Below are 11,903 nucleotides of genomic sequence, written 5' to 3'. Positions count from 1 at the left end.
TAGTAAATTAGGGCTCGAAATCAAACACAAACTTATGAGAACTAATTTTAAAAGCCTATCATTTTTAAGCGCTATGGCATTTATGAGTCTAGTGGCTTGTAAAAATGATGCTAAAGAAGAAACGGCTGTTGTAGAAGAAGAATCAGCACCAGGGATTAATTTAGATTATGTAGATACTTCGGTTAAGCCAAGTGAAGACTTCTTTAAATATGTAAACGGGAAGTGGTTGGAAACCAATGAAATTCCAGACGATAGAACTTCTTGGGGAAGTTTTGCCGAACTTCGAAAAAAAACAGATGCAGATGCTTTAAGTATTCTTGAGTCTGCCATGTCGGATAATAAAGACCTAGAGAAAATTCAAATTCTCCCAGGTTCAGACCAAGAAAAAGCAGTTCATTACTATCAAACCATAATGGATACTGTTGGTAGAAACCAACAAGGTTTAGATCCTATTAAACCGTATTTAGCTAAAATTGAAGCCATCCAGAATATTGAAGATCTTCAGAACTATATTATAGAAATGGAACCTGTTGGAGGTGGAGGTCTTTATGGTTTTGGTGTTGGAGCCGATCCTAAAGATAGTAATAGAAATGTTGGTTATTTAGGTGGTGGAAGCACCGGATTACCAGACAGAGATTACTACATTAAAGACGATGAAGATTCTAAAGAAAAACGTAAAATGTATGTTGATCATATTACGAGAATGTTACAATTTTTAGGTGAAGATGAAGCAAATGCAAAACAGGAAGCAGAACAGATTTTAGCCTTTGAAACTCGAATTGCCGAAGCTAAAATGGATAAAGTAGATCGTCGTGATGCACGTAAGCGTTATAATCCAAGATCTATTGAACAGGTTCAAGACATGGTTCCTGCTGTAGATTGGAATAAATTCTTTCAGGGTATTGGTGTAAAAGAGATTGACACGGTTATTATAGGTGATATCAATTACTTTAAAACCCTACAAACTATACTTGCAGAAAACAATGTGTCTGATTGGAAAGCTTATTTACGTTGGAACGGTTTTAGAGGTTCTGCAGGATTTTTAAGTACTGATATAGAAAAAGCCAACTGGGAATTTTATGGTCGCGATTTAAATGGAGCTAAAAAACAACGTGCAAGAGATGAGCGTGCCTTGGCAGCTTTAAACGGTACAATAGGTGAAGCTTTAGGGAAGTTGTATGTTGATAAAATGTTCCCGCCAGAAGCGAAGGTAAAAGCAGAAAACATGATTAAAAATGTGATTTTAGCTTTCGAACATCGTATTAATAAGCTGGATTGGATGAGTGAAGAAACCAAAGCCAAAGCCATTGAAAAATTAAGAGCAACAAAAATTAAAATTGCATATCCAGATAAGTGGAAAGATTATTCGGCATTAGAAATAAAAAGTGTAGAAGAAGGCGGTTCGTATCTTCAAAATAGCATGAATGCCAGAGAGTGGAACTTTAAAAAAGATTTAGATAAATTAGGAAAACCAGTAGATAAAAGCGAATGGTATATGGCACCACAAGTTGTGAATGCTTATTTCAATCCTGCATTTAACGAAATTGTTTTCCCAGCAGCTATTTTACAACCACCATTTTACAATTATAAGGCTGACGATGCGGTAAATTACGGTGGAATAGGAGCGGTAATTGGTCATGAAATTTCGCATAGTTTTGATGATTCTGGAGCACGTTATGATAAAGATGGAAACTTAAATAACTGGTGGACCGATGAAGATTTAGAGCAGTTTGAAGCTTTAGGAGCAGCGTTGGCAGACCAGTATAGTGCCATTGAAGTATTACCAGATGTAAACATTAACGGTAAGTTTACTTTAGGTGAGAATATTGGTGATTTAGGAGGCGTTTTAGCTGCTTATGACGCTTTACAAATGAGCTTTGAAAAGAATGGTAGACCAGAAAATATTGACGGTTTAACAGCAGAGCAACGCTTCTTTATGAGTTGGGCAACTGTTTGGCGTATTAAAATGCGTGACGATGCCTTGAAGACCCGAATTAAAACCGATCCGCATTCGCCAGGTAAGAACAGAGCTGTACAACCCTTATTAAATGTTGATGCGTTTTATGAGGCCTTTGACATTAAAGAAGGCGACAGCATGTATATTGCTCCAGAGAAACGCGTACGAATTTGGTAAATCACAAATTTGATAATAAAAAAAGCGACCATTGTTATGTGGTCGCTTTTTTTAATTCTATTTTACAACTAATGTTTTTCGCTTTGAAATATCATCAGAGGAAGTTATGATATAAGAAATAGTTTTTTTCATAATATTTTATTTTTTTTCTAAATGAATTTGAAAGCCTATTCCTATACTTAAGGAGTTAGTATTACTGTTTGAGATAGATGATTTCGAGTTAGACAGGATGTAGTTAAGAAATAACTCCAAACCTACACTTTGGTTAAAAAACAATACACCACCACCTTTAAAATCAAAAAATGAACCATAACCATCATTGTTAGTCTTACTCAATCCTTTACTATAACTATAATTAGCTTCACTAAAAATATTAAATGGTTTAGTGGGTTTTAAAAAATAATACCTCAAAAAAGGGCCTCCTCCTATTGACCAATTGCTATTATTCCTACCTTGTGGGTTAGAATAACCTAAACTAAAATTAATTCCTGTTGCTAATTTATCAGCTAAGAAATAACCAATGTTGGGAGATATTTGTAAACCAACTCCTTCAACAGTTTGTTGAGCTCCATTGATATTTTCGTAATCTGTTTTTTGAGAAGTGAAATTGCCACTTCACCAACCAGCCAATTGCCTTTGGTTATTTGGGCTTGTAACATACATGTAGGTATCAATAAAAAAAAGAAAAATAATTTTAAGGGTTTCATGATTAATAATTTGTTTAAAGTTTTATTGTTTTTAGAATTAAGCCACAACAAATCCATACCAAACATTTAATAGTGTTTGGTGCTAAACAAGTTGTAAAGCCAAAAAATAATTTGTAAAGCCAAGAGGGTTAAAGCCAAAACATTATAAAAAAGCCTGTTTATAATCTAAAAAAACTAGCGCTAGTTGTGTTGCAACGTTAGGTGTCTTTAACCAAACTTCTTGGCTTTAACTTTAGAAGTTTAGCGTTAGACAAATCAAACTAAAAAAAAACTAATAGCACAAAAAATTCTTACAAAATGATGCCGTTTATCGAAAAGTAAAAATAGCGTTACGGTTTTTCCGTAAAGCCAATAAAAAAGCAACCTCAATGGTCGCTTTTTTAATATAATGATACAAGTTTAATCTTCTTTTGGTTTGGGCTTTTGGTTTAAAATAGCGTTTTTGCTTAATCGGGCTAAATTAAAGTTAGGCGCCAATTTTATAGCTTCTTCTAAAATGGAAGCAGCAGCATCAATATTGGCAGTTTTGTCTTGGTTAAATGTAATTAAACCTTGTAAATACATAAAAGCGGCTTTCAAAGGTACTTGATAGGGTTGTTGCGATTCGTAAAAGGTTTTGCCCATTTTGTCAGTAGAATTTTCAGCACCATAATCGGCATAGGTTTTTGCCTTTTCCAATTGATTGGTCTGTAAATACGATTCTGCCAATTCATAAGCCACAGAAACGTTAGGATTACGGTTAAACAGTTTTTCAAAAAACACCAAAGCACGTTCGGTTTCATTTAGGGCTTTTAACGATACGGCTTTTACTTCTATAGCTATTTCAGAATCGGCTGCATTGTTTTCTATACCTATAGTGTTTAAGGCTTGCACATGCATGCCTTCGCTCATGTAAATTAATGCCAAAGTATCTTTTCTGGCCTGATTGGGTTCCAAAACAGCTAAATGGGTTAGGCCATTTATTACGCCTTGCACATCACCTTGTTGCTTCATTTGTTTATAATAGGCTTCATAGTGTTTTAGCAATTCCTGATTGGTTTGAGCTAGGGTATTAGCTGTTATAAAAAGTAAAAGAATGACTACTAGTTTCTTCATGATATATTTATTTTTTAAACATGCATCAAAACTATAAAAAATAGCCAACCAATCTCTTAAAACAGGGTTAATTATTTAATGGTCAATTGTTTTTTAACCACAACGGCATCATTTAGTACAAAAGGTTTTGGAATCATATTTGGCTGTCGCTTTGATACCTCAAAATTTTGATCTTCCAGCAAATTAAAGGTGGCTTCGTAAATCGTGAAACGAGTCTGCTGATTTTTGGGTACAACAAAATGCATCTCAAGCGGTTCGTTATCTGAAACGTAGTAGCTAAAGAGTCTGTTTTGGAATCGTTTTTCGAATACATAATCAGCATTGTTATCCCGTTTTGCAGAAACACCATTAATAGTAAAGCGTTTAAACACATTGGTTGAATCTGAAAATACTTCAAAACGTTCTGCCTGACGATTAGATTTTATTTGAACAACAATGTCACGATTGTCTCCAATAACCGTGTCTTGCAAAATAGTGATGGAAGGTTCTGGAAGAGATTTCAATTCGGCTTTGTTGGTAAATGTAAAACCAGTTTTATATTTACTGCCAATGGTGTTTTCTTGTAACTCTGAAGCTGGTTCAGGATTATCAGTTAGATGTGCTTTCGTCCAATCGTCCAACACATTATCATAGGTTGCCCAAACAGCAGATTGATTGTTAGCATTGAGTACGTATAGCAAACTGTTAGGTTTGGGTCTGTCTTCTGAAAAAGAGGCACGGCCATGCGATACAGCCAAACAAGCAATTGTTAGGCTTAAAAACAGATAGGCTAATCTATTTTTCTTTGGGAACGACCCAAAAACACTTATTGTCAACCCAAAAATTAGCACAACTAAAACACAGGATACAAATAGAATTTTAAGGCCTAATCCTACCGGAAACATTTTAACCAAAGGAGCCATAATAGTAATTACTGGTAGGCTTAAAAACACCAATACATATATATTGGGTTCTTTTTGCCTAATTAAAACAAGCAGGCTTAATAAGCCAAATAAAACTGGAATGATAAAAAAGCTAGCACCTTTTAACGCTAAAGCAACTATACCGCATATTACTATCCAGAAAGCAAGAGGTGCAATTAATAAACTGGCTGTGTTTTCTGAAGCATAAAACTTATGGTAAACCATAAAACATATGGCCAATGCCAAACATGTAAATGCAGCAATATAGGTGTGGCCGTTATAGGTAAACCCATGAAGCATATCTTGGTATTGCGGGTAAAGTTTTAAAAGTAATTTCCATAATACAAACCCACTAGCAGCAGAAAGAATTAAGGCCGTAAAAAAGGCAATAAACCCCTTGCCAATTTGGTTTAATGACAAGCTTTCTTTTTTGAGTCCATAAACTATTAGGCCAACAAATAGTACAATAGACAAAATAAGCATGGGCATAATCCATGAAAATGGATAGATTACTGTTTTAAACAGAGGCACGTTAAAATAGATATGGTCTTCGTTGTTTTTTATATCGGTTAAGTCGGCATCAGCAAAATAATATAGTAAAGGCATTAAGTAACTACCTTGATGTTCCAATGTGTTCCTATCCAGTCTTTCATAGGTGTCTAAAGCCGTATGGTAGTCAAAATGATCATCTATAAAGGCAAAATTAAAACCGTCAATATCGCCATCTTCACGAAACCGTGTTAAATCGGTGTCGTTAGGTAGCATTTTGTAAATACTATATGCCAACGAATTGGCCACAGGATATTCAGGATTGGCTTCAACAAAATGTTTCATGAGGCTAGCATTCCCTTGATTGGTTTCAATAAGCATGTAACTTGGGCCACCACTTCCGCGAGCTTCAAAATTTAGAACGAGTCCAACATCTTTTGCCCATGGATGTTGATTTACAAAAATATCAGCGCCATTTAATCCCAACTCTTCAGCATCACTAAATAAAATAATAATATCGTTTTTTGGGGTTTTGTTTTCAGTCAAAAAAGCACGAACACCTTCTAAAATGGTGACAATACCCGAACCTGCATCACTGGCTCCAAAAGAAGAGTGTGGGTTACTGTCATAATGCGATAATAGGAGTAGGGCTTTTCCGGAATCACGTCCTTTAATTCGCGCTAAAATATTTTTTGCTTTTGATAGATTCCCCCAAGGTCCCATGGAGTACCCTTCTTGCACTTGAGTTTCTAAACCCAATTTTTTCAATTCTGAAATGAGGTAATTTCTAACTTCACTGTGATTGGCGTTACCAACATAATGAGGTTGCTTTGAAATTGCTTTTAAATGTACCAAAGCGCGATGTGTAGAAAATTTTGAGTCTGGTGTGTCAATATCTGAAATGGTATTTGGGAGTAATACCGAAAAACTCCAGTATATGGCTAGAGCAATTAACAAAAAAGCTATAATTCGTTTAGACATGTTATTAGCGCATTAGTTTGATATAAAAGTAAACAATTTTAACATGGCTTGTTGTGTTGAAAACTTGCAATAGGAAAACAGTCTAAAAATTGGTATATTGACTACAAGTAAATTTAAGATTATGGGTATAAAAAGTTTTCAAGGAGCAAGAAAGCAACAAAATAATGATACTATAGAGAAACCATTACGAGTTTGCGATTATATGACACGCGATTTAATAACTTTTAAAGCAGAACAATCTGTTGAAGAGGTTATTGATATACTTATTAAGAACAAAATTTCTGGTGGACCAGTTGTTAATGAAAAGAATGAATTAGTGGGTATAATTTCTGAAGGTGATTGCTTAAAACAAATTAGTGATAGCCGTTATTATAATATGCCGATGGAAAGTGATAATGTGGAAAAACGGATGATTAAAGACGTAGAAACTATTGATGGTAACATGAATGTTTTTGATGCTGCCAAAAAATTTTTAGACTCCAAAAGGCGCCGTTTTCCAATTGTTGAAGAAGGAAAATTGGTTGGACAAATTAGCCAAAAAGATATTTTAAAAGCCGCTTTAGAGCTTAAAGGGCACAACTGGAAATAGCAATTTTTTTACTCGCGTTTTACTAAAGCATAAAAATCATTTTCTAAAGGTAAATACCCTTGATCGTATACGAAGTAATACACAGTTCCTGCTTTTGTGGTATATATGCTTGTTATATAATTAAAGTCAAACCCTTTTTCAATAAGTTTAGCTCTTGACGTTTTTGTTTTTTTATCTGGGTTGAGCTCTTCGAGAATACGATAGTTTTTACGAAGCCAATTGTTGGTGTTTCTAATCAGGTTTTTACTATCCTTGTTTATGCGGTTATTGTATGTATTACGACAAGCATCACTGCAGAATTTTTTGTCAATTCGTCCCACAATTTTTTCACCACATTCTAAACATTGTTTCTGCATAATTAGTCATTTAAGATGGAGATATATTGTATCCAAGGGCCAACATTGTTTTTGTACTGTTTGGCCATTACTCGAGATATTTGAGCTATGTGCCCTAAATCGTGCGTTACCCAGGTTGCAATTAATTGCTCAAGAGTTACTTCGCCTAATTCGGGGTGTTGCCCTTTTAAATACAATTGCTCTTTAGAAATATTTAAAGTTTTTAAATAAGCTAGATTTTGGTATCGTAACGTTTCAAATTCACCCAACAAGGTATGTATGGATTTGTTTTTAGAGGCCTCAAATTGTGCAAACCTATCGAAAGGCTCAAACATTTTATTTTCAGATTTATTTAAAACGTTAGTTATTCTAGGAATCCAATCGGTTTTTTCGCCATGAATCAAATGGCCAACAACATCAAATGGACTCCAAGTATTATCGCCTTCATTACTATAAATCCAATCATCAGATAAACCAATTAGTAGCACATGTAATGCTTTAGGTGTTCGTTCTAAAACTTCTATCGATTTTTCTAAATTAAAAGCCATGTTAGTCTTCCGAAATCCCTATTGAAACTAAAGTATCCATTAATGTATTCATATTTAAAATACCCACAGCGTAATCGCAGTTAATGTTCAAGGCAGCTGCTATACCTAGTTTAGGATAGTAAACAAAAAGGGCGTTAAACCCTGGCATAAAACCGCTATGTCCATAAGCTTCGCCATGTTTAGTTTCGTAAATAAAGCTTCCCATACCGTAAGAATTGGTGCCTTCTACATGCTTACCGTTAGGGTTTGGAGTTGTTATACTGCTTAAACTGGTTTTAGAAACCAATTTACCTTCATAATAATATTTTGCCCACTTGGCTAAATCTTCGGTAGTTGAAGCCATACCACCACCAGTCCATTCCAATTGAGGATTCATGTAATAGGTTTTGTCTTTTACGGTTTTTGGAGGCACGTGAAAACCTGATGGTAGTTTAGAATACCCTTGTGCTAAATTTTCGATATGTCTATGGTTTGAAGGGTAAGTATGCGTTAATTGCAAAGGCTTAAAAATAACATTTTGTACTAAATCGTAATAAGCGTTACCAGTAACATGTTCTATTAACATACCCAATAGAATGTAATTGGTATCTGAATACGCCCAACCTTTTCCTGCTTCATGAACAGGTTCATCCTTAAAAATAACTTTTAAACGCTCTTCATATGTCCAAACCTTATTGGGGTCTTCATGTAAAGCATTCCAAATCTCGGGCTTTAATACGTAGCGTGGCAAGCCACTGGTGTGTTGCAGTAACATTTCAACCGTAATGTCGTTTATGTTTGGCAGTTCTGATAACCATTTGGTATCCTGAAAGTAATCTTTATATTTTTTAGATAAATCAATTTTACCAGATTCCACCAATCTAAACACCAAAGTGGCAGCATAGGTTTTACCAATACTACCAGATAGAAAAGTTTTTTGTGTAGTGAGCTCTGTTTGGGTTTCAACATCAGAAAAACCAGCAGTATAGTTTTTGATGTCGCCATTACTTTCAATAATTGAAAAGCTTATGCCAGGAATTCGTCCATCCTTTACAGTAGTATTTAATACTGTTTTTACAGAATCGTTTAAGCTAACTTTTTCAGTGATTTGTGAGTATCCAAACGAAATACTTACAAAAAGGAACAATGTTGAAAGGCGGTTTTTCATTTTCTATGCATTTAGATGCCTAAATATAGGGAATTAAATCCATTTACAAACGACAACAAACATTTACAAACGAATTTAAATAGGTAACAACCGAATAATCTTTGCAAGCTGTTGCATCTTTGCCTTGTCGAAATATAAGAACTCGATAGTATTAACTGTTTAACATTAAAATTTAAAATTATGAACGCATTACGAAACAAAGTACAGTTGATTGGTAGATTGGGACAAGATCCAGAAATTGTAAATTTTGAAGATGGTAACAAAATGGCCAAATTCTCATTAGCTACTGACGATAGCTACAAAGACAAAAACGGTCAAAAAGTTGAGCGCGCTTACTGGCATAACATTGTTGTAAAAGGTGGGTTGGTTAAAGTGGTTGAAAACTACGTAACCAAAGGACAGGAAATTGCTATTGAAGGGAAATTGACAAATCGTTCTTGGGAAGATAAGGATGGTAACAAACGCTACATGACAGAGATAATTTGTAACGAATTATTGATGTTGAGTAAATAAACATTATTTATTTAGATTAAGAAGAGCAGCTATTTTGGCTGCTCTTTTTTATATTTGAAATAATGAAAAAGACTATTCTTTTGTTCTTAGTTTGCAATTGCTTGTTTTGTCATGCACAAGAAAAACAAGTAGATAGCTTAATGCTGCTAATAAATCAAACGAATAGTTCACTACAAAAGGCTGAATTGTCCGCTCAACTAGGGCGTGTTTATGTTATGCAGAACAATCTAGATTCAGCAAAAGTTTATTATTCTCAAGCACGTAATATATATAGGAAAACAGACAGCCTTTTTGCCTATACACAAAACACAATGCGGTTAGGAAATATAAATCTGGCACAAAATAATCATATAGAAGCCTTAAAAATATATCAAGAGTGTTTATCAGTTTCTAATGAAAACAATTTCAAATCACTTATACCACATCTGTATAATAATATTGGACTAGTATATAAACAGATAGAAGATTTTGACGATGCAAAAAATAATTTTCAAGAGGCATATAAACTGTTTTTAGAAAATAATGACGAACCCAATTCAGTTTATCCGCTTTATAACATTGCATTAATTGAGAGTATTGTCGGAAATGATGAGGATGCCATCAATCGTTACTTAAACTTAACGACTTATCATTTGAAAACAGAAAACTGGGTCAGTTTGGCTTCTGTCTATAACTCAATTTCCGAGATATATTTAAAAAATGAGGATTATAATAGAGCAAAAGAGTATTTAGAAATGGCCTTAAATGCCATTGAAGATAAAAGAGATTCATTTAATACTGGACCTTCTTCATTTTATGAAGCTTCCATTTATACCAATGCAGCAGAATTATATTTTAAAGAAGGCGAGATTGATTTAGCTAAAAAGTATGCTAGTAAAGGCATAAAACTTTCAAAAGAGAATTCGTACAAATTAAACATTTTTAAAAGCGCCAAAATATTAGCCGAAATTTATGATAATGAAAATGAAGTCGACTCCTCTCTGTTATATTACAAAATCTATATTGATTTTAATAATCAATATCAAGATGAGTATGATGTCAAGCAGCTTACTAAACTTAAAATGCAAAATGAGTTTGATGAGATTTTAAGGCAAAACGAAATCGATCGCATTTATCAAGAGGCTGAATATAAGAACAGAGAATTACGGTACATAGGTGTAGCTGGATTTTCAGTATTATTAGCTGTTATTTTAATACTGTTGTACATAAATCAGAAAAACAAAAATGCTAAACTCAAACTAAAGGAAGAGAACCTTCTTTTAGAAAAGAAAAAGCTTAATCAAGATTTGGAATATAAAAAGAAAGAATTAGCTTCCAATATGATGTTCTTGATGGAAAAAAATGAATTTATCACTTCTATTTCAAAAAAACTTATTGAATTAAAACCTGATGCTAAAAAAGACAATAAAGATTTAATTCAACAAATAATTAATGAAATTAGACAAAACTCTTCTACAAAAATGTGGGAAGAATTTGAAATCCGTTTTAAAGAAGTGCATAAAGATTTTTATAATGAGCTGCATAAAACACACCCTGATTTAACATTGAACGAAGTTAAAATTTGTGCGTTTTTAAGATTAAATATGTCTTCTAAAGAAATATCTGCAATAACGCATCAATCCGTAAAGAGTATTAATATGGCACGATTTAGACTGCGAAAAAAATTACATATTGATCGTGACGAAAACTTGATTGCTTATCTAAAAAGTCTAGAATAGACTCACAATACCAAAAATTCATTCATTTTTCTGATTTTTAAAATTACGATTTAAAAAACAGAATATCAGTTATTTATATTTCTTTGTAGTGATTTTGTAATGTCTTTTTTTAGCCTTGTAGCTTTTTTGTAATACACTCCACACCTTCATTTTCATTTGATTAAAATAGTTTTACTCAAAACAAAAAAATCAAATTGAATAAATCACAGAACAATAAAAAATCAGAGAATTCCAAACAGGAATCAGAAGAGCTTGATAATCTTGACAACGAGTTAAAAGATTTAATCAAGAAAAATGAATCCCTAAAAATAGGGATGACAAAAATTATTGAGGAGATTAAAAGAAAGAATAACACAAATTAATAAATCTAAATAGTTAAGCATGAAAAAAATTTACTTTGTAATAGTGTTTGCCTTGTTAACCTTATTTGGTTATAGCCAATGTGGACAAACAGAAGCCAACGTATTTGTATCGACATCGAGCAATCCAATAATAGGAGCTTGGGTAGATGGTGATATCGAGTTAACCGATGGTAATAACACGTACACGTATTCAGTAACAGAATTTGACAATATAGTAGCTAATGTAGCCTTTGGAACATACAACTACACATTTACACGACCAGGTGCATGTGATGCAACAGGAACAGTAGTAGTAGACTGTAGTACCATAGAATCACAATCAGGCAATGTATTTTTACCGATAGTATCAGAAGATCAGACATCAGCAAATGTATTTGTATCGA

General features: G+C 33.5%; 13 protein-coding genes. 6 read left to right on the top strand and 7 right to left on the bottom strand.

What is annotated here, in order from left to right; all coding sequences use genetic code 11:
• Positions 1–34: 34 nt before the first annotated feature.
• Positions 35–2,134, top strand: a complete 2,100-nt coding sequence (locus tag K7G76_RS00065; RefSeq protein ID WP_223032165.1) for a M13 family metallopeptidase — start codon at positions 35–37, stop codon at positions 2,132–2,134.
• A 138-nt stretch (positions 2,135–2,272) separates the two neighbouring features.
• Here the strand turns inward: K7G76_RS00065 and K7G76_RS00060 are convergent, their stop codons facing one another.
• From K7G76_RS00060 to K7G76_RS00045, 4 genes are all read right to left on the bottom strand, one after another.
• On the bottom strand, positions 2,273–2,470 hold the full coding sequence (locus tag K7G76_RS00060; RefSeq protein ID WP_223032164.1) for a hypothetical protein: 198 nt from the start codon (positions 2,468–2,470) through the stop codon (positions 2,273–2,275).
• Positions 2,471–2,640: 170 nt separating this feature from the next.
• Positions 2,641–2,841, bottom strand: coding sequence for a hypothetical protein (locus K7G76_RS00055; protein WP_223032163.1), 201 nt, complete (start codon positions 2,839–2,841; stop codon positions 2,641–2,643).
• 399 nt (positions 2,842–3,240) lie between these two features.
• Positions 3,241–3,936 (bottom strand): tetratricopeptide repeat protein, encoded by a 696-nt coding sequence (locus tag K7G76_RS00050; RefSeq protein WP_223032162.1) that lies wholly within the window; start codon positions 3,934–3,936, stop codon positions 3,241–3,243.
• Positions 3,937–4,007: 71 nt separating this feature from the next.
• On the bottom strand, positions 4,008–6,308 hold the full coding sequence (locus tag K7G76_RS00045) for a M28 family peptidase (protein WP_223032161.1): 2,301 nt from the start codon (positions 6,306–6,308) through the stop codon (positions 4,008–4,010).
• Positions 6,309–6,429: 121 nt separating this feature from the next.
• Here K7G76_RS00045 and K7G76_RS00040 point away from each other — a divergent pair, with 121 nt between their 5' ends.
• Positions 6,430–6,897 (top strand): CBS domain-containing protein, encoded by a 468-nt coding sequence (locus K7G76_RS00040; protein ID WP_223032160.1) that lies wholly within the window; start codon positions 6,430–6,432, stop codon positions 6,895–6,897.
• An 8-nt stretch (positions 6,898–6,905) separates the two neighbouring features.
• Here the strand turns inward: K7G76_RS00040 and K7G76_RS00035 are convergent, their stop codons facing one another.
• Genes K7G76_RS00035 through K7G76_RS00025 form a run of 3 tightly spaced genes read right to left on the bottom strand, consistent with a single transcriptional unit; the run spans position 6,906 to position 8,927 of the window.
• Positions 6,906–7,253, bottom strand: a complete 348-nt coding sequence (locus K7G76_RS00035; protein ID WP_223032159.1) for a hypothetical protein — start codon at positions 7,251–7,253, stop codon at positions 6,906–6,908.
• Positions 7,254–7,255: 2 nt separating this feature from the next.
• Positions 7,256–7,780, bottom strand: coding sequence for a DinB family protein (locus K7G76_RS00030; RefSeq protein WP_223032158.1), 525 nt, complete (start codon positions 7,778–7,780; stop codon positions 7,256–7,258).
• 1 nt (position 7,781) lies between these two features.
• Positions 7,782–8,927, bottom strand: a complete 1,146-nt coding sequence (locus K7G76_RS00025; RefSeq protein WP_223032157.1) for a serine hydrolase domain-containing protein — start codon at positions 8,925–8,927, stop codon at positions 7,782–7,784.
• Positions 8,928–9,107: 180 nt separating this feature from the next.
• On the opposite strand from K7G76_RS00025, the gene K7G76_RS00020 reads away from it, so the two are divergent.
• From K7G76_RS00020 to K7G76_RS00005, 4 genes are all read left to right on the top strand, one after another.
• Complete coding sequence (locus tag K7G76_RS00020; protein ID WP_223032156.1) at positions 9,108–9,440, top strand: single-stranded DNA-binding protein; 333 nt, start codon at positions 9,108–9,110, stop codon at positions 9,438–9,440.
• Positions 9,441–9,502: 62 nt separating this feature from the next.
• A complete protein-coding gene (locus tag K7G76_RS00015) occupies positions 9,503–11,158 on the top strand; it encodes a tetratricopeptide repeat protein (RefSeq protein ID WP_223032155.1) in 1,656 nt (551 codons plus the stop codon).
• Positions 11,159–11,352: 194 nt separating this feature from the next.
• On the top strand, positions 11,353–11,520 hold the full coding sequence (locus tag K7G76_RS00010) for a hypothetical protein (RefSeq protein ID WP_223032154.1): 168 nt from the start codon (positions 11,353–11,355) through the stop codon (positions 11,518–11,520).
• A gap of 19 nt (positions 11,521–11,539) precedes the next feature.
• On the top strand, positions 11,540–11,903 hold a 364-nt coding region (locus K7G76_RS00005), incomplete at its 3' end, for a hypothetical protein (RefSeq protein WP_223032153.1).

The organism is Hanstruepera marina, assembly GCF_019880635.1.
GTDB classification, from domain to species: Bacteria; Bacteroidota; Bacteroidia; order Flavobacteriales; family Flavobacteriaceae; genus Hanstruepera; species Hanstruepera marina.
Note: the sequence above shows the minus strand (reverse complement) of the source record. Positions and strands in the feature narration are given on the sequence as shown.